Origin of the sequence: Streptomyces sp. NPDC001594 (assembly GCF_042893675.1) — a bacterium.
Taxonomy (GTDB): domain Bacteria; phylum Actinomycetota; class Actinomycetes; order Streptomycetales; family Streptomycetaceae; genus Streptomyces.
The window spans coordinates 33,522-50,299 of the sequence record NZ_JBIAVB010000023.1; the positions used below are offsets into that span (position 1 = coordinate 33,522).

At 73.9% G+C, this 16,778-nt stretch carries 15 protein-coding genes; 4 read left to right on the top strand and 11 right to left on the bottom strand.

Annotated features, from left to right (window positions below; all coding sequences use genetic code 11):
- Nucleotides 1-52 precede the first annotated feature (52 nt).
- Nucleotides 53-1,492: a PLP-dependent aminotransferase family protein gene (locus tag ACFY0O_RS34035; RefSeq protein WP_388954094.1), complete on the bottom strand. Its 1,440-nt coding sequence runs from the start codon at nucleotides 1,490-1,492 to the stop codon at nucleotides 53-55.
- Between ACFY0O_RS34035 and ACFY0O_RS34040 the strand changes: the two genes are divergently transcribed.
- On the top strand, nucleotides 1,491-2,420 hold the full coding sequence (locus tag ACFY0O_RS34040) for a DMT family transporter (RefSeq protein WP_388954096.1): 930 nt from the start codon (nucleotides 1,491-1,493) through the stop codon (nucleotides 2,418-2,420). The genes ACFY0O_RS34035 and ACFY0O_RS34040 overlap by 2 nt on opposite strands.
- Before the next feature lie 59 nt (nucleotides 2,421-2,479).
- Nucleotides 2,480-2,695, top strand: coding sequence for a DUF1918 domain-containing protein (locus ACFY0O_RS34045; RefSeq protein WP_358892853.1), 216 nt, complete (start codon nucleotides 2,480-2,482; stop codon nucleotides 2,693-2,695).
- Nucleotides 2,696-2,773: 78 nt separating this feature from the next.
- On the opposite strand, the gene ACFY0O_RS34050 is transcribed toward ACFY0O_RS34045, so the two are convergent.
- The gene (locus ACFY0O_RS34050) at nucleotides 2,774-4,033 is read right to left on the bottom strand and encodes a glycoside hydrolase family 10 protein (RefSeq protein ID WP_388954098.1); all 1,260 of its coding nucleotides are present in this window, start codon (nucleotides 4,031-4,033) and stop codon (nucleotides 2,774-2,776) included.
- 155 nt (nucleotides 4,034-4,188) lie between these two features.
- Here ACFY0O_RS34050 and ACFY0O_RS34055 point away from each other — a divergent pair, with 155 nt between their 5' ends.
- Together ACFY0O_RS34055 and ACFY0O_RS34060 are read left to right on the top strand one after the other, a co-directional pair.
- Complete coding sequence (locus tag ACFY0O_RS34055; protein WP_388954102.1) at nucleotides 4,189-5,091, top strand: 3-hydroxybutyryl-CoA dehydrogenase; 903 nt, start codon at nucleotides 4,189-4,191, stop codon at nucleotides 5,089-5,091.
- Nucleotides 5,092-5,165: 74 nt separating this feature from the next.
- Nucleotides 5,166-6,488, top strand: a complete 1,323-nt coding sequence (locus tag ACFY0O_RS34060; protein ID WP_388954104.1) for an acyltransferase family protein — start codon at nucleotides 5,166-5,168, stop codon at nucleotides 6,486-6,488.
- Here the strand turns inward: ACFY0O_RS34060 and ACFY0O_RS34065 are convergent.
- The 9 genes from ACFY0O_RS34065 to rpmI form a co-directional block, all read right to left on the bottom strand.
- Nucleotides 6,485-7,015, bottom strand: coding sequence for an NUDIX hydrolase (locus tag ACFY0O_RS34065; RefSeq protein ID WP_388954107.1), 531 nt, complete (start codon nucleotides 7,013-7,015; stop codon nucleotides 6,485-6,487). The two genes, ACFY0O_RS34060 and ACFY0O_RS34065, sit on opposite strands and share 4 nt — an antisense overlap.
- A 52-nt stretch (nucleotides 7,016-7,067) precedes the next feature.
- Nucleotides 7,068-8,405 (bottom strand): transcriptional regulator, encoded by a 1,338-nt coding sequence (locus tag ACFY0O_RS34070; protein WP_388954109.1) that lies wholly within the window; start codon nucleotides 8,403-8,405, stop codon nucleotides 7,068-7,070.
- 432 nt (nucleotides 8,406-8,837) lie between these two features.
- Nucleotides 8,838-9,878, bottom strand: a complete 1,041-nt coding sequence (locus ACFY0O_RS34075) for a PP2C family protein-serine/threonine phosphatase (RefSeq protein ID WP_388954112.1) — start codon at nucleotides 9,876-9,878, stop codon at nucleotides 8,838-8,840.
- Between the two features lie 173 nt (nucleotides 9,879-10,051).
- Complete coding sequence (pheT, locus tag ACFY0O_RS34080) at nucleotides 10,052-12,595, bottom strand: phenylalanine--tRNA ligase subunit beta (RefSeq protein ID WP_388954115.1); 2,544 nt, start codon at nucleotides 12,593-12,595, stop codon at nucleotides 10,052-10,054.
- Entirely contained in the window at nucleotides 12,595-13,722 is a 1,128-nt protein-coding gene (gene pheS, locus ACFY0O_RS34085) for a phenylalanine--tRNA ligase subunit alpha (protein ID WP_042819419.1), read from the bottom strand. The genes pheT and pheS overlap by 1 nt, the downstream gene beginning before the upstream one ends.
- A gap of 167 nt (nucleotides 13,723-13,889) precedes the next feature.
- Complete coding sequence (locus ACFY0O_RS34090) at nucleotides 13,890-15,002, bottom strand: ATP-binding protein (protein ID WP_388954117.1); 1,113 nt, start codon at nucleotides 15,000-15,002, stop codon at nucleotides 13,890-13,892.
- A 56-nt stretch (nucleotides 15,003-15,058) separates the two neighbouring features.
- Entirely contained in the window at nucleotides 15,059-15,916 is an 858-nt protein-coding gene (locus ACFY0O_RS34095; protein ID WP_388954119.1) for a TrmH family RNA methyltransferase, read from the bottom strand.
- Nucleotides 15,917-16,048: 132 nt separating this feature from the next.
- Complete coding sequence (gene rplT, locus ACFY0O_RS34100) at nucleotides 16,049-16,435, bottom strand: 50S ribosomal protein L20 (RefSeq protein WP_007263143.1); 387 nt, start codon at nucleotides 16,433-16,435, stop codon at nucleotides 16,049-16,051.
- A gap of 103 nt (nucleotides 16,436-16,538) precedes the next feature.
- Nucleotides 16,539-16,733, bottom strand: coding sequence for a 50S ribosomal protein L35 (gene rpmI / locus ACFY0O_RS34105; protein WP_030012385.1), 195 nt, complete (start codon nucleotides 16,731-16,733; stop codon nucleotides 16,539-16,541).
- Nucleotides 16,734-16,778: the final 45 nt, after the last annotated feature.

Below are 16,778 nucleotides of genomic sequence, written 5' to 3' on the forward strand. Positions count from 1 at the left end.
GCTAGGCGCCCGGCGCGGCCGCGCTCAACCGGTTTGACCGCTCCGCCGCAGGTCAGGGCCAGTGCAGTCCCCCGCGCAGGCGCTGGACGGCCTCCACCAGCTCCCCGGGCCCCGAGACCCCGGCGAAGCTCATCCGGACGTACGCGGCCGGCGGCTCGGCGCAGAAGTAAGGGCGGCCGGGCGCCACCGCGACCCCGGCGCGCAGGGCCGCCGCCGCGAACTCCGCGTCGTCGCCGCCGCCCGGGGGCCGGACCCACAGCTGGTGGCTCCCGCGCGGCAGGTGCGGCAGCTCCACCCCGGGCAGCTCGCGCCGCAGGGCCCCCGCGAGCACGTCTCGGCGGTGGCGCAGCTCGGCGGCGACGGCCCTCAGGTGGCGCGGCCAGGCGGGCGCGCCGACCAGTTCGAGGGCGGCCTCCTGGAGCGGGCGGGGCACGAAGAAGCTGTCGACCACCTGGATGGCGCGCAGCCGGTCCAACACGGGGCCGCGGGCCGCGAGCGCGCCGACGCGCAGGCTGGGCGAGGTGGCCTTGGTCAGGGAGCGCACGTGGACGACGATCCCGTCGGCGTCCTCGGCGGCCAGGGCCGCGGGCAGCGGGCCGGCGTCCTCGTGGGCGAGGTTGCGGGCGTAGTCGTCCTCGATCACGAAGGCCCCGGCGGCCCGGGCGATCCGCAGCACCTCGGGCCGCCGCTCGGCGGAGAGCACGACCCCGGTCGGGTTCTGGAACAGCGGCTGGCAGACGAAGACCCGCGCGCCCGTGGCCTCGAACGCGGCGGCCAGCAGCTCCGGCCGGACCCCGTCGGCGTCCATCGGGACGGGCACCGGCCGGCAGCCGGAGGCGCGGGCGATGGCCAGCAGCCCGGGGTAGGTGGGCGACTCCACCAGGACGGGGGCGCCCGGCGGGGCCAGCGCCCGCAGGGCGGTGGTCAGGGCGCTCTGCCCGCCGGCGGTGATCATCACATCGGCGGCCCCGAGCGCCCCGACGGCGCCCCCGATCTCCCGGGCGAACCAGTCGCGCAGCTCGGGCAGCCCTTCCAGCGGGGGCCGCCCCCAGGCCCCGGGGCGGCGCCCGGCCCTGGCCAGGGCGGCGGCCATGGCCCGCTCGGGCTGGAGCGAGGGGTGGAGGTAGCCGCCGTTGAGCTCGATGACCCCGGGCGGGGTGGCGGCCAGCGAGGACACCAGCCCGGAGGCGTCCACGGAGCGCGGGACGACCTCCCCGGCCCCCTCCGCGCTGAGGGAGACCTCCTGCCAGGAGGTGTCCCCGGGGGTGAGGCCGGCCGCGCGAGGGTGGGCGCGGTAGGCGCCGGCGCCCGGGCGGGTGACCACGAGCCCCTCGGCGGCGAGCTGCGCGAGGGCCCGGGAGACGGTGACGGGGCTGACGCGGAAGCGCTCGACCAGGGCCCGGCTCGACGGGAGCTTTCCACCCACCGGGTAGCGGTCGAGCTCGGATCGGAGGGATTCCGCCAGTTCCGCCACACTGCTACGCTCATACATGACAGCACAGAATAGCGCTACTCGCCCGACCCCGATAGCAGTCCAGGCGGGGGGCCACAGCACGGTCCAAGCGGGGGGCCGCGGCGGTACCGTCCTCGCCCTCCTCGGGGTGGTGGCCTTCTCGCTGACCTTCCCGGCCACCGCCTGGGGCCTGGAGAGCTTCGGCCCCTGGTCGCTCGTGGCCCTGCGCAGCGCCCTGGCCGCGGTCATCGCGGGCGGCTTCCTGCTCGCCGGGCGGGTCCCGCTGCCGGCCCGTGAGCACTGGGCGGGGCTGGCCGTCGTGGCGGGCGGGGTGGTGGTGGGCTTCCCGCTGCTGACCACCCTCGCCCTGCGGACCTCCACCACCTCGCACGCCGCCGTCGTGGTGGGCCTCCTCCCGCTGACCACGGCCGCCCTGTCCGCCCTGCGCACCGGCACCCGGCCCCCGCGGGCCTTCTGGGCGGCGGCCGTCGCCGGGGCCCTGGTGGTCCTGGCCTTCACCCTGGCCCAGAGCGGCGGCGCCCCCTCCGCCGGCGACGCCTACCTGTTCGGGGCGCTGCTGGTCTGCGCCGCCGGCTACACCGAGGGCGGCCGGCTGGCCCGGCTGATGCCGGGCTGGCAGGTGATCGGCTGGGCCCTGGTGCTGTGCCTGCCGCTGGCGCTGGCCGGCTCCGTGCTCGGGCTCGCGGCCGAGCCGGTGCACCTGACCTGGCACGGAGCCGCCGGCCTGCTGTGGGCGGCGGCCGGCTCGACCTTCCTCGGGCTCTACGTCTGGTACCGCGGCATGGCCGCGATCGGGGCTCCGCGCGCCAGCCAGCTCCAGCTCGCCCAGCCGCTGCTGACCCTGGTCTGGTCGGTGGCGCTGCTGGGCGAGCGGCTGTCCCCGGCGACGCCGCTGGCCGCCGGGGCGGTGCTGGTCTGCATCACCGTGACCCAACGGGTCAAATAGCCCTGGATCGGCCTAAACTACTGGCACCGGATCGGACCTGTTCCGAGGGAGGTCAGCAGATGCGAGCGACCGAGGGCGACCAGCTGGTACAGCACGGGAGGATCGTGGGCCAGCACGACAGGGTGGGCGAGATCGTCGAGGTGCTGGGCGAGAACGGCGCGCCCCCGTACCGGGTGCACTTCCCGGACGGGCACGACGCCGTGATGTCCCCCGGCCCCGACTGCGTGGTACGCCACCCGGACAGGGCCGAGGGCACGTCCCCCACCTGGCGCTGAACCACCTGGCGCCGAACCAGCCGGCGCTGAACCAGCCGGCACCGGACCACCTGGCACACGGGGCCGCCTGACGTCCGGTCAGCGCGGCGCCGCCACCGCCTGGTAGTGGTCGGCGACGACCCGGGCCATGGCACCGTTGGGGTCCGCGGCCACCTGCTTCGCCGAGAAGTAGACGTGGCCGCGGACCTCCGCGTACTTCTTGGCGAGGGTGAGGTGCCTCGACAGCTCCGCCGGATCGCGCCAGGCGGCCGTGGAGCTGTTCGCGTCGCAGCGGTACAGCGCCTCGCCCACGTACAGGTCCACGCCCGTGCCCGCCACGGTCTTCGCCCACCAGGGCACGATCTCCGCGTAGTCCGCCTGCGGGTGGCCGATCTGCCAGTAGGCCTGGGGCACGATGTAGTCCAGCCACCCCTGGGTGACCCACTTGCGGGTGTCCGCGTACAGGTCGTCGTACGTCTGCACGCCCGCCCGCGTCGGCGAGCCGAGCGGGTCGGTGTCCCGGTTGCGCCACACCGCGAAGGGGCTGACGCCGAACCGGGCCGCCGGGCGGACCTGGCGCAGCCGCTGCGACATCTCGGACACCAGGGTGTCGGTGTTGTGCCGGCGCCAGGCGGCGCGGGTGCCGAAGGAGGCGCCGTACTCCGCGTAGGCGTCGTCGTCGTCGAAGTACTCCCCCGCCACCGGGTAGGGGTAGAAGTAGTCGTCCCAGTGCACCCCGTCGACCGGGTAGCGGGAGACGGCGTCGAGCATGGCCTCCTGCACGAAGGCCCTCACCTGGGGCAGCCCGGGGTTGTAGTAGAGCTTGCCGCCGTAGGGGACGACCCAGTCGGGGTTGCGGCGGGCCGGGTGCGCGGCGGACAGCCGGGAGGGGTCGTCGTGGTTGGCGACCCGGTACGGATTGAACCAGGCGTGCAGCTCCAGCCCGCGGGCGTGCGCCTCGGCGACCGCGGTGCCCAGCGGGTCCCAGCCCGGGTCCTGGCCCTGGGTCCCGGTCAGCCACTGCGACCAGGGCTCGCGGGCGGAGGGCCAGAAGGAGTCCGCGGCCGGCCGGACCTGGAGGATCACGGCGTTCAGCCGGCGCCGCACGGCGGTGTCGAGGAGCGCGGTGAGCTCGGCGCGCTGCGTCCGGGCGGCGAGGCCCGACGCGGAGGGCCAGTCCACGTTCTGTACGGTCGCGATCCACATCCCCCGGAACTCCCGGGCCGCCGCCCGGCCCGCTCCGCCACGTCCCCGCGCCCCCGCGGGCCCGGCGGCGGCCCGCGCGGGGCCCGCGCCCGTCGCCGCGGCCAGCACCCCCGCCGCTCCCGCCAGCAGCCCCCGCCGTCCGATGTACGCCATGTGACGACTCCGTTCCTCTCCGTGACTTCGCTCGACGAACGCCCAGCATGCCCGCCCCGCCCCGCCGCGTGCGGGAAGTACGGGAGTAACGTCGGGGGGCGTGGCGGGCGCCGGGGTGCAGTTACCACTGCCGAACTCCGGGGGACCCGCGATGGATGAGCAGCGAAAGGCACGATGTGACGGACCTCTCTACCCTCCCGACCGACATCACCAGGGTCGGCGTGGTGGGCTGTGGCCAGATGGGCGCGGGCATCGCGGAGGTGTGCGCCCGCAGCGGTCTTGAGGTGAAGGTCGCCGAGACCACCGGGGAGGCCCTGGAGATCGGGCGCACCCGGCTGCACAACTCGCTGACCAAGGCCGCCGAACGCGGCAAGATCAGCGAGGAGGAGCGCGACGCCACCCTGGCCCGCCTCAGCTTCACCACCGACCTCGGCGAGTTCGCCGACCGCGACCTGGTCATCGAGGCCGTCGTGGAGAACGAGCAGGTCAAGACGGAGATCTTCCAGGTCCTCGACCAGGTGATCACCCGCCCCGACGCGATCCTCGCCTCCAACACCTCCTCGATCCCGCTGGTCAAGCTGGCCGTCGCGACCTCGCGGCCCGACCAGGTCATCGGCATCCACTTCTTCAACCCGGCGCCCGTGCAGCGGCTCGTGGAGCTGATCCCGGCGCTGACCACCGGCGAGGAGACCGTCAAGCGGTCCGAGGCCCTGGTGCGGGACGTGCTGGGCAAGCACGCCGTCCGCGCCCAGGACCGGTCGGGCTTCGTCGTCAACGCCCTCCTGGTGCCGTACCTGCTGTCGGCGATCCGGATGTTCGAGTCGGGCATCGCCAGCCGCGAGGACATCGACAACGGCATGGAGCTCGGCTGCGCCCACCCCATGGGCCCGCTGAAGCTGTCCGACCTGATCGGTCTGGACACCATCGCCTCGATCGCCGACTCGATGTACGCCGAGTACAAGGAGCCGCTGTACGCCGCTCCCCCGCTGCTCCAGCGGATGGTCGACGCGGGCCGGCTCGGTCGCAAAACGGGCTCGGGTTTCTACCCGTACGGCTGAAACGCCGTGAATATGGTGTGAGAAGTACCTCGGTCGTCGGCGCGGCGGCCGGGGTACCGGCTAGGGTCCTCCCGGTGAACAGCTTCACGACCGCAACGGTGCGGCCCCCCACTCCTGGCGCCCCGTCCCCGTCCTCCCCGCCGGCTCCGAAGACCTCGGCCGCCGCCCGGCTCGGCTGGCTCGACGCCCTGCGCGGCTTCGCCGCCCTCGTCGTGGCCCTGCACCATTTCGGCATCCTGAACATGCTGCCGGCCGGGAAGTTCGTGGGGCGGAACTTCGACCTCGGCCTGTTCGGGGTCATGCTGTTCTTCATAGTCAGCGGCTACATCATCCCGGCCTCCCTCGAACGCCGCGGCGACGTCCGGGGGTTCTGGATCGGGCGGTTCTTCCGGATCCACCCCGCCCTGATCGTCACCATCGCCCTCTCGCTCCTGGTGCTGCCCGCCGGGGACGGCGCGATCCGCGTCCTGCGCACGGGCGACGACCTGAGCTCGCTGATCACGAACGGCCTGCTGCTGCAGGACGTGCTCGGGGTCACCAACGGCATGAACGTCACCTGGACGCTCTGCTACGAGATGGTCTTCTACTTCTTCGTCACCGCCCTGTTCACCCGCGGCCTGCACCGGCACAGCGCCTCCATCGCCGCGCTCTGCGCCGCCCTCGCCCTCGCGGTCGGCACGGCCGTCGGCGAGCGGCTGCTGACACCCGACCCCCACTCGGTACGCCTCGCCCTGCTGGTGGTCGTCCCGGTCGTGCTCGCGGGCTTCGCCGGGGTGCTCAGCGGCCGGCCCGGTCCGACCCGGGCGGGCGCGCTGCTCCTGGGCGGGCTGGGCCTGGTGCTCGTCACGCTGAACAGCCGGGCCCCCTGGTACGAGACGTGGACGATCTTCGCGACCATGTTCGCCGGCACCGCCGTCTACCGGGCGCAGCACTCCGCGCGCGGCCGCGTCCCCTCCCTGCTGGCCTGCGGCTTCGTGATCGTCTCCGGCGTGCTGGTCGGCTGGCTGTACAACCGGAACGGCCTTCAGGACCACACCTGGACGCCGGGCTGGCTGTCCTGGTCCTCGGCCTACCTGGCCGCCTGGGCCGTCTTCGGGCTGGGCTTCCTGCTGCGGCGGCGAAGCTTCCCCCGGGTGCTGACCTGGCTCGGCGCGATCAGCTTCTCCGTGTACCTGGTGCACGTCCCGTTGGCGCACGCGCTCGCGCCCGTGCTGGGGGCGCCGCTGTCGCACTCGGCATGGGGCCGGGCCGCCTGGGCCCTGCTGTTCGTCGCGGCGGTGCTGCTCGTGAGCCACCTGATGTACCGGCTGGTGGAGATCCCGGTGCAGAACCTCGGCAAGCGGGTCCAGAAGGCGGCGGCCCGGCGGTGGCCGGCCGCCGCCCGGGAGGACGGCTAACCGAGCCGCAGGTGGTGCAGCAGGAGCAGCCCGGCCGCCATGTTGGCGGCCGGGATCTCCCCGCGCCCGATCAGGTCCGGGACGAGCTTGAGCGGTACCCACTCGCGGCGCGAGGACTCGAAGCCGTCCTCCGGTTCGCCGATGAGGGTGGCCCCGTCCGCCCAGTAGAGGTGGTGGCGGGCGTCCGTGAGGCCGTTGGAGGGTTCGACGGTCATCAGGTGGTGGAGCGGGCCGGGCCGCCAGCCCGACTCCTCCTCCATCTCCCGGGCCGCCGCGGCCTCCACCGACTCCCCGTCCTCGACCACGCCCGCGGGCAGTTCCCAGCCCCAGCTGTCGGTGATGAACCGGTGCCGCCACAGCAGCAGCACCTCGTCCGCCTCGTTGACGGCGGTGGCCACGGCGACCGGGCGCAGCCGGATGACGAAGTGGTCCAGGTGCCGCCCGTCGGGGAGTTCCACGTCCGCGAGGTTCACGTCGAACCAGCGGTTCTTGTACACGGTCTGCTCGTTCAGGTTCGTCCACTGCACGGTTGTGCCGCCTTCCGCTTCGTAGGTGGCAACATGGCAGCAGCTGGAACCGTCACAGGGGAACGCGCAGCGCCCCGTCGATGAGGGCGGCCGTCTCCTCCGCACCGGCGCAGCCGCTGGCCAGCAGCGCCTCGCGGACCGTCCGCAGCCGGTCGCGCAGCCTCAGCGACTCCATCCCCCGGGCCCGTTCGGCCATTTCGGCCGCCGAGGCCACCGCCCGGTCCGCCTCCCCCTGGCGCAGCTGGATCTCGCACAGCATGGCCAGCCGGTGCACCCGCCCCCGGTCGTGCGCCGGGGTGCCCACCGCCTCGGCCGCCTGCTCGTGCGCGCCGTGCAGATCGCCCAGGCTGAGCAGCGCCTCGGCCACCTGGACGTTGACCAGCCCGGGCTGGACGTAGCCCGTCTCGGCCGGCTCGCTGCCGGGCCGGATCCGCTCGGCGGCGGTCTCGGCCCGCCCGATGCAGGCCAGGGCGGCCGCGGTGTCCCCGAGCTGGGCGTAGGCCTTGGCCTGCATCGCGTACAGGTCGGCGGCCAGCGCCGGGGTGGTCTGGCTGCCGGCGGCGCGCAGCGCGGCCTCGGCGAAGGCGACGGCCTGGCGGAAGTCCCGCAGGTGCAGGGACTGGTTGACCAGCAGGGCGATCACGTACGCCCCGAGCCCCCGGTCCCCGCTGGCCTTGGCCAGGCGCAGGGCCTGGTGGAAGTAGCGCTGGGCCAGGCCGTGCGCGTCGGAGTCGTACGCGCAGATGCCCGCGACCGCCACCAGGGACCCGGTGGCGCGGTGCAGCTGCCGCCCGACGTCGTCGGGGTAGCCGCCGCGCAGCATGGGGGCGGTCTCGCTGCCGAGGAAGCGGACGATCCGGGCCCGGGTGGCCATCCCGCCGGCCCGGCGGTACATCAGCTCGTAGTGGGCCCGGGCGGCCCGCAGGATCTCGATGTGCTCGGGGCCGATCCGCTGCGTGCCCGAGCGGGACACGTCGGCGTCCTCGGGCGGATTCTCCCACTCCCACACCGGGATCACGGCGGGGGTCCCGGTGAGGGCCTGTGCGGTGAGCTGGGCGGGCCGGCCCAGCTCGTCGGAGCGCCACAGGGCGGTGGCCCGGTCCACGAAGCCGCTGAGCCGGGTGGCGTGCGGGGTCTGCCGGCCGGGGATGCCGAGCCCGATGTCGTCGAGGCCGACGGAGCGGTGCAGGCGGCCGCCGAGCACCTCGCAGATGAGGTCGGGCACCTGGCCGCGGGGGCGCTGCCCCTTCAGCCAGCGGGAGACCGCGGTGTGTTCGTAGCGCAGCGCGAGTCCGCGGGACCGGCCCGCCTGGTTGACGTGCGCCGCGAGTCCGGCGTGGGACATGCCCGCCTCGGCGAGGAGGGCGTCGAGCAGGGCGTTGGGCTGCATGGGCCCCTCCAAGGGCTCGTCGGCATCAGGCTAGTGGCTGCGCGGTGCGCGCGGGGGGCGGTGCGGGCAATTCACACGGGGTGTGAAGCAAGAACTCGCATAAATGCGATACGCACCCTGCCGCGGAGGGGTCGTGCCGCGCTTCACTTAAGAGCCTCGCCAAGGAGGCCGCCCGGTCGTCGGCTCCCCCTCGTACAGTGCGACGACCCGGCAACGCGCCGCCCGCCCTGCTGTCTGCCCGACACTCCATGGCGGGCGGGCGGCGCACCAAGGCTCCGCGGGGGCCGCCCGGTTGGTCGCCGGGTCCCCCGCCGAGCCCGGCCGGTTCCGCACCGGGTCCGTCCACCGGCCCGGTGCGGAGCGGCTCCCCCGGTGACACGGATCCGCCCGGGCCGTTCCACTCCCCCCGGCCGGCCGGGTCCGGTCCCCGGTTCAGGGGCGGTCGTTGCGCAGCGCGAGCAGCGCGACGTCGTCGGCGAGGCGCCCGCCGGTGTGGCGCAGCAGGGCGGCGTGCACGCCCGCGACCAGCCGCGCGGGCGTGAGCGTCCGGCGTTCCGCGAGGAAGCGGGCCAGGGGGAAGAAGCGGCCCTGGCCGTCGCGGGCGTCCTCGGCGCCGTCGGTGTGGAGTAAGAGGGCCTCTCCGGGGCGGAGTTGGCCGAGGTCCTGCGGTCGCACCGTCGCGGGTACGGGCGCCACCCCGAGCGGCGGCCAGGTCTCGCCCCCGTCCAGCACCCGCACGTCGGTGTGGAGCCGCGCGGGCGGGAGCGGGGGAAGGGCGGGCAGGGGTGCCGCCCCGCAGGGTTGCGGGACGGCCGCCGGGCGCAGGAGGTACGGCCACGGGTGGCCGCAGTTCAGGGCCTGGACCGTGTGGTCCGGGGCGATCTGGAGCAGCAGGACCGTGACGAAGTCCTCCGCCACCGGCGACTCCGGCTCCGCCGGACAGGCCGAGGGGTGCTCCGCGCGGGCCCGTTCGCGCAGGTGCCGCTGGAGCGAGCGCTCCATCCGCCGCAGCACCCCGCCCAGGGCCGGCTCGTCGTACGCCGCCTCGCGGAAGGACCCCAGGACCGCCGCGGCCGCGCCCAGCGCCGGGAGCCCGTGGCCCCGTACGTCCCCGATCACCACCCGCACCCCGTACGCCGTCGGCACCGCCTCGTACAGGTCGCCGCCCACCGCCGCCCCCCGGCTCGCGGACAGCTGGGCGGCGCACAGCGCCAGGCCGTCGATCCGTCCGGGCAGCGGCCGCAGCAGGACCCGCTGCGTGGCCCCGGCGATCTCCCGCGCGCGCCGCAGCTCGCCGACCAGGCCGCGCCGGGTGTACAGGGCGGATCCCATGGCCAGGACCAGGAAGGCCGCGCAGCTGGCGAGGCTGGACCCCAGCGGCCCCGGGGTGGACAGCTCCCAGGACACCGCGGCGCCGCCCCAGGCGAGGACGCACCCCAGGCGCGCCCGGTGCATCTCCCGGCGCGTGATCATCCGCAGGACGCTCCCCTCCGGCTCGTCGGCCGGAACGATTGTGTCGACCTCCTGACGTACCGGACACGGCCGGGAGCCGTTCTCACCCGAATGAGTGAGCCTTGCCCCGATATGCCTGAGGGGCCCGTCCGGTGGTCCGGACGGGCCCCTCAGCGGGTCCTGCTCACGGTGGGTCAGGCGCCGCGCAGCACCGCCCCGGTGCGCTCGCCGGCGAGGGCCACCGCCGCGTCGCGCGCGGCCGTGGACTCCTCGGCGGTCAGGGTGCGGTCGGGCGCGCGGAAGCGCAGCGCGTAGGCGAGGGACTTCTTGCCCTCGCCGACCTGCTCACCGGTGAACACGTCGAACAGCCGCAGCGATTCGAGCAGTTCGCCGGCGCCCTCGCGCAGCGCGGCCTCCACGGCCGCGGCCGGGACGGACGCGTCCACGATCAGCGCGACGTCCTGGGTCGCCACCGGGAAGGTGGAGATCCGGGGCGCCTGGAGGGCCTCGCCGCCGGCCGCCGCGAGGCGGTCGAGGTCGAGCTCCATGGCGCTGGTGCGGGCCGGCAGGCCGAGGGCCTTGACCACGCGCGGGTGCAGCTCACCGGCGTGGCCGACGACCGTCTCGACGCCGTCGAGGGTCACGACCAGCTCGGCGCAGCGGCCGGGGTGCCACGGACCGTACTGGCCCTGGCGGACGACCAGCTCGGCGCCGGCCTCGACGGCCAGCAGGCGGGCGGCCTGGACCGCGTCGGCCCAGTCCGCCGGACGGCCCTTGCCCCACCAGCCGGCCTGCTCGCGCGCACCGGCCAGCACGACCGCGGCGTACCGCGGCTGCGCGGGCAGGGCCGCGTCCAGGGTGGCGATCTCCTCGTCCGTGGGACGGCGGTCGACCGGCAGGCGGACGGCCGTACCCGGCTGCTCACCGGCGCGGAAGACCGAGCCGGTCTCGAACAGCGCCAGGTCGTGGCTGCCGCGGCTGTCGTTGCGGCGCAGCGCCCCGAGGAGGCCCGGCAGCAGCGTGGTGCGCAGCGCCGGCTCCTCGTCGGAGAGCGGGTTGACGAGCTTGACGACCCGGCGGCCCGCGTCGTCCGCGGGCAGCTGGAGTTGGTCCAGGACGCCCTCGCCGATGAACGGGTAGCTGAGCGCCTCGACGTAGCCGGCTCCGGCCAGGGCGCGGCCGACGCGGCGGTGCAGCTGCTGGCGCGGGGTCAGGCCGCGGCCGGAGGGCACCTGCGGGAGGGTGGACGGGAGGTTCCCGTAGCCCTCCAGGCGGATGACCTCCTCGGCGAGGTCGTTGGGCGCGGCGAGGTCGGGCCGCCACGAGGGGACGGTGACGACGAGCTCGTCCTGGCCGTAGACGTCGCAGCCGATCTCCTGGAGGCGGCGCACGACGGTCTCGCGGCCGTAGTCCATGCCCGCGACCCGGTCCGGGTGGTCGGCGTGCATCGCGATGGTGCGCGGGGCGCCCGGGGCGATGAGCTCGGTGACCCCGGCCTCGGCGGTGCCGCCCGCGAGCAGCACGAGGAGGTCGACGGTGCGCTGCGCGGCCGCGGCGGCGGCCAGCGGGTCGACACCGCGCTCGAAGCGCTTGGAGGCCTCGGAGGACAGCTTCAGGCGGCGGGCGGTGCGCGAGATCGACACGGAGTCGAAGTGCGCGGCCTCGATCACCACGTCGGTGGTGCCGGTGACGACGCCGGTCGACCCAGAGGGATCGAACGCAGTGGTGACGGAGTCGGCGATCTCGGTGTTGGCGCCGCCCATGACACCGGCGAGCCCGATCGGGCCGCTGTTGTCGGTGATCACCAGGTCCTCGGCGTCGAGGGTGCGCTTGACCCCGTCGAGGGTGATCAGTTCTTCACCCTGTTCGGCCCGCCGAACACCGATCTCGCCATGCAGAGACGAGCGGTCGTAGGCGTGCAGCGGCTGGCCCAGTTCGAGCATCACGTAGTTGGTGATGTCGACGGCGAGGGAGATCGGGCGCATGCCGGCCTTCTGGAGGCGGCGGGTGAGCCAGATCGGGGAGCGCGCCTCGGGGTCGAGGCCGGTCACCGTGCGGGCGGTGAAGCGGTCGCAGCCCTGCGGGTCGGAGATCTTCACCGCGTAGCCGTACGAGTTCGGCGCGGGGACGTCGAGCAGCGCCGGGTCGCGCAGCGGCAGGCCGTAGGCGGTGGCGGCCTCGCGGGCCACACCGCGCATCGACATGCAGTAGCCGCGGTCCGGGGTGATGTCGATGTCCAGGACCTCGTCGATCAGCTGGAGCAGCTCGATCGCGTCGGTGCCCGGCTCGTACTCCGGCGGCAGCACGATGATGCCGTGCGTGCCGTCGTCGCCCATGCCGAGCTCCTCGCCGGAGCAGATCATGCCGTGCGAGGTCTTGCCGTACGTCTTGCGCGAGGCGATCGCGAAGTCGCCGGGCAGGACGGCGCCGGGCAGGACCACGACGACCTTGTCGCCGACGGAGAAGTTCCGGGCGCCGCAGACGATCTCCTGCGGCTCGCCGGTGCCGTTGGCCTGGCCGACGTCGACCGTGCAGAAGCGGATGGGCTTGCGGAAGCCCTCGAGCTCCTCGATGGTCAGCACCTGGCCGACGACGAGGGGGCCCTTGAGGCCGGCGCCGAGCTGCTCGACGGTCTCGACCTCGAGGCCGGCGTCGACCAGCTTGGCGGCCACGTCACGGCCGGTCTCGCCCGCGGGGAGGTCGACGTACTCCCGCAGCCAGGAAAGCGGGACGCGCATCAGATCTCACTCCCGAACGGCCGGGTGAAGCGCACGTCACCCTCGACCATGTCTCGCATGTCTTCAACGTTGTGACGGAACATCAGCATCCGCTCGATGCCGAAGCCGAAGGCGAAGCCGCTGTACTTCTCGGGGTCCACACCGCAGGCGACGAGCACCTTGGGGTTGACCATGCCGCAGCCGCCGAGCTCGATCCAGCCCTCGCTGGAGCAGGTACGGCAGGGGCGGTCGGGGTTGCCCACCGACGCGCCGCGGCAGACGTAGCACTGCATGTCCATCTCGGCGGACGGCTCGGTGAAGGGGAAGAAGTGCGGGCGCAGGCGCGTGGTGGTCTGCTCCCCGAAGAGCTCCTTGACCATGTGGTCGATGGTGCCCTTGAGGTCGGCCATGGTCAGGCCCTCGTCGACGGCGAGGAGCTCGACCTGGTGGAAGACCGGGGTGTGCGTCGCGTCGAGCTCGTCGGTGCGGTACACGCGGCCCGGGCAGACGATGTAGACGGGGGGCTTGCGCTCCAGCAGCGAGCGCGCCTGCACCGGGGAGGTGTGGGTGCGCAGCACGACGCCGGACTCGTCGCCCTGGGTGCCCTCGGGGCCCTGGACGAAGAAGGTGTCCTGCATCTGGCGGGCCGGGTGGTCGGGCGTGAAGTTGAGGGCGTCGAAGTTGAACCACTCCGCCTCGACCTCGGGACCTTCCGCGACCTCGTAGCCCATGCCGACGAAGATGTCCGCGATGCGGTCCATCAGCGTGGTCAGCGGGTGGCGGGCGCCGGCGGGCACGCGGTCGTAGGGCAGCGTGACGTCCACCGCCTCCTCGACCAGCACCCGCTCGTCGCGCTCGGCCTCCAGGGCGACCGTGCGGGCCCCGAAGGCCTTGTTCACGGCGCCGCGGGCCTGTCCGACGCGCTTGCCCGCCTCGGCCTTGGCCTGGGGCGGCAGGGCGCCGATCTCGCGGTTGGCGAGCGCGAGGGGCGAGCGGTCGCCCATGTGCGCGGTCTTCGCCTCGCGGAGTTCGTCGAGGTCGCCGGCGGACGCGAAGGCGGCGAGCGCCTCGTCCCGCATGCGCTCGATCTCTTCCGGTTTCAGTGCCTCGACCTCGACAGGGTCGTACGACTTGTTCGGTGCGGACATCTCTTCCCGTACTTCCGATGGCTGGCTGGTGGGTCCCCGCACGACGCGCACGACTCGATCGCTGATCGGTGTGATCGGCACAAGGACACAAAGGTGCCAAAGGACGAGTCTAAGGGCCGCCGGGGGTGAGGAAGCCCGTGGGCCGCCTGGCGAGACTCTCCGCAGGGTTACTGGGTGAGGTAGGCCGGCGCGCTCACGGGCAGCATAAATCGGAACTCCGCGCCGCCGCCGGGTCCGCGCCCGACGGTGATGGTGCCGCCGTGGGCCTCCACGATGCCCTTGACGATGTACAGGCCCAGGCCGGTGCCGCCGCGCTTGCTCCCCCGCCAGAAGCGGGTGAAGACGCGGGCCATCGACTCCTCGGGGATCCCCGGGCCTTCGTCGGTCACGGTGACGGCTGTTCCCTTCTCGCACGGCGCTACGTCGATGGTGACCGTTCCGTCGCCGTGCCGCACCGCATTTTCGAGGAGGTTGCCCAGGATCTGGTCGATCTTGTCCGGGTCGGCCCACAGGTCGGGCAGCGGGCGGCTGACCCGTACGAGGAACCGCTCGGGGGCCTGGCCGTTCGCGGTGAGGGCCTGGACGTGCCGGCCGACGGCGGCGGCGATGTCCACGGGCTGGCGGCGCACCTCCAGGCGGCCGGAGTCGATGCGGGAGATGTCGAGGAGTTCGGCGATCAGCCGGGTGACGCGGTTGGCGTCGGCGTCGACGGTCTCCAGCATCAGCCGCTTCTGGTCGTCGGTGAACCGCTCCCATTTGGCGAGCAGGGTCGCCGTGAACCCCTTGACGGAGGTCAGCGGGGAGCGGAGCTCGTGCGCGACGGTGGCGATCAGCTCGGCGTGGCTGCGCTCGGTGCGGCGGCGGGCCTCGGTGCCGCGCAGGGTGACCACGAGGCGGCTGAGCGGGCCGGTGGGGTGGGTGCGCACATAGGCGGCGGAGACCAGCACCTCGCGGCCGCCGGGCAGCAGCAGGTTCCGTTCGGGCTGGCCGCGCCGGGTGGCCAGGCCCCCGTAGGGGTCGGTCAGCGTCCACCAGCGGCGGCCCTCCAGGTCCTCCAGCGGGAGCGCGCGCTCGATGCGGGCGCCGAGGGCCTGGCCCGCCGCGATGGCGGTGATCCTGGAGGCGGCCCGGTTGAAGCAGACGACGTGCCCGGTGTGGTCGGCGACGACCAGCCCGTCCGGCAGCGCGTCGGGGTCCAGGGCGAAGGCCCCGTCCGGGGTGTCCCGCGACCGCTCCGCGGCTGCCTCGGTCACCGGCGAGCTGTTCGTGCCGACGGTCATGTCCCCGTACCCCACATCTCCGGGTAGCTCAGTGGGCCCCCCGGACGGCCACATTACTAGCTGGGGGTCACGGAGCGGCACCCTCCGGGCGCCCGCTGTGCACGCGCGGACGCGTAGAGGCACACGGCGGCGGCGGTGGCGAGGTTCAGGCTCTCGGCCTTGCCGTGGATCGGGACCCGGACGACGGCGTCCGCGAGCGCCCGGGTCTCCTCGGGCAGGCCCCAGGCCTCGTTGCCGAAGACCCAGGCCGAGGGGCCGCCCATGGTGCCGGCGTCGAGCTCGGCGTCCAGGTCGTCCTGCCCGGCCCCGTCGGCCGCGAGGATCCGTACGCCCGCCGCCCGCAGCCCCTCCACGGCCTGCTCGACGGGGACGCCGACGGCCACCGGGAGGTGGAAGAGGGAGCCCACGGAGGCGCGGACGGACTTGGGGTTGTAGAGGTCGACGGAGGCGTCGGTCAGCACCACCGCGTCGGCGCCGGCGGCGTCCGCGCAGCGCAGGACCGTGCCGGCGTTCCCGGGGTCGCGGACGTGGGCGAGGACGGCGACCAGCTTGGGCCCGGACCGGAGGATCTCCTCGAAGGGGGAGTCCAGGAAGTGGCAGACGCCGACGAGCCCCTGGGGGGTGACGGTCTGCGAGACCTCCGCGAGCACCTCGTCCGAGGCGTGGTGCACCCGTGCCCCGCCCAGCAGGGCGGCCTCGACGATGTCGGCGTAGCGCTCGGCGGCCTCGACGGTGGCGAACAGCTCGATCAGGGTCGCGCCCTGGGAGCCGCGGTGCTCGACCGCCTCGCGGACGGCCTGAGGGCCCTCGGCGAGGAACCTGCGCTCCTTGGTGCGGAAGTTGCGCCGCGCCAGCCGCCGTGCGGCGGCCACCCGCGGGGATCGGGGGGAGATCAGCTCGGCGGGGGTGGGCATGCTCAGGGTTCTCTCTCGGGTGGTCCGGTGCGCGGCCGGGGCCGTGCGGGGCGGGGCGAACGCACACGGACCCGCAGGCGAGCGCCTGCGGGTCCGTGGGTGCCGGCCCAGTCCATCGGGCCGGCGAATGCCTTACGCGGCGGCCTTGGGCGCGTTCACGTCGGCCGGGAGGGCCTTCTGCGCGACCTCGACGAGCGCGGCGAACGCGTTGGCGTCGTTGACGGCCAGCTCGGCCAGGATCTTGCGGTCCACCTCGATGTTGGCGGCCTTCAGACCCTGGATGAGGCGGTTGTACGTCATGCCGTTCTGGCGGGCAGCGGCGTTGATGCGCTGGATCCACAGCTGACGGAAGTCGCCCTTGCGCTTCTTGCGGTCGTTGAAGTTGTAGACCAGCGAGTGGGTGACCTGCTCCTTGGCCTTGCGGTACAGGCGCGAACGCTGACCGCGGTAGCCGGAGGCCGCCTCGAGGATCGCCCGGCGCTTCTTGTGGGCGTTTACTGCCCGCTTGACGCGTGCCACTTTTTACTCCTTGTAGCGGGGCCGTGGGTGTCTTCACACGGCCCGGAAATTCGATGGGGTCCCGGTCCGACGTTCATCCGCTCCCGGTACGGGAGCGAGGACGTCAGATGCCGAGAAGCTTCTTGATCTTCGCGGCGTCGCCGGGAGCCATCTCCGCGTTGCCGGTGAGGCGACGGGTGACGCGGGACGACTTGTGCTCGAGCAGGTGGCGCTTGCCGGCGCGCTCGCGGAGCACCTTGCCGGAGCCGGTGACCTTGAAGCGCTTCTTGGTACCGCTGTGCGTCTTGTTCTTCGGCATGGCGCCGTTATCTCCTCGTCGGTGGCGCTCCCACCGGTCCTCGCG

Coding starts and splice junctions, on each gene's coding strand:
- ACFY0O_RS34040 (WP_388954096.1), top strand. CDS start 1,491: ATGACAGCACAGAATAGCGCTACTCGCCCGACCCCGATAGCAGTCCAG.
- ACFY0O_RS34035 (WP_388954094.1), bottom strand. CDS start 1,492: ATGTATGAGCGTAGCAGTGTGGCGGAACTGGCGGAATCCCTCCGATCC.
- ACFY0O_RS34045 (WP_358892853.1), top strand. CDS start 2,480: ATGCGAGCGACCGAGGGCGACCAGCTGGTACAGCACGGGAGGATCGTG.
- ACFY0O_RS34050 (WP_388954098.1), bottom strand. CDS start 4,033: ATGGCGTACATCGGACGGCGGGGGCTGCTGGCGGGAGCGGCGGGGGTG.
- ACFY0O_RS34055 (WP_388954102.1), top strand. CDS start 4,189: ATGAGCAGCGAAAGGCACGATGTGACGGACCTCTCTACCCTCCCGACC.
- ACFY0O_RS34070 (WP_388954109.1), bottom strand. CDS start 8,405: ATGCAGCCCAACGCCCTGCTCGACGCCCTCCTCGCCGAGGCGGGCATG.
- ACFY0O_RS34075 (WP_388954112.1), bottom strand. CDS start 9,878: ATGATCACGCGCCGGGAGATGCACCGGGCGCGCCTGGGGTGCGTCCTC.
- pheT (WP_388954115.1), bottom strand. CDS start 12,595: ATGCGCGTCCCGCTTTCCTGGCTGCGGGAGTACGTCGACCTCCCCGCG.
- pheS (WP_042819419.1), bottom strand. CDS start 13,722: ATGTCCGCACCGAACAAGTCGTACGACCCTGTCGAGGTCGAGGCACTG.
- ACFY0O_RS34090 (WP_388954117.1), bottom strand. CDS start 15,002: ATGACCGTCGGCACGAACAGCTCGCCGGTGACCGAGGCAGCCGCGGAG.
- ACFY0O_RS34095 (WP_388954119.1), bottom strand. CDS start 15,916: ATGCCCACCCCCGCCGAGCTGATCTCCCCCCGATCCCCGCGGGTGGCC.
- rpmI (WP_030012385.1), bottom strand. CDS start 16,733: ATGCCGAAGAACAAGACGCACAGCGGTACCAAGAAGCGCTTCAAGGTC.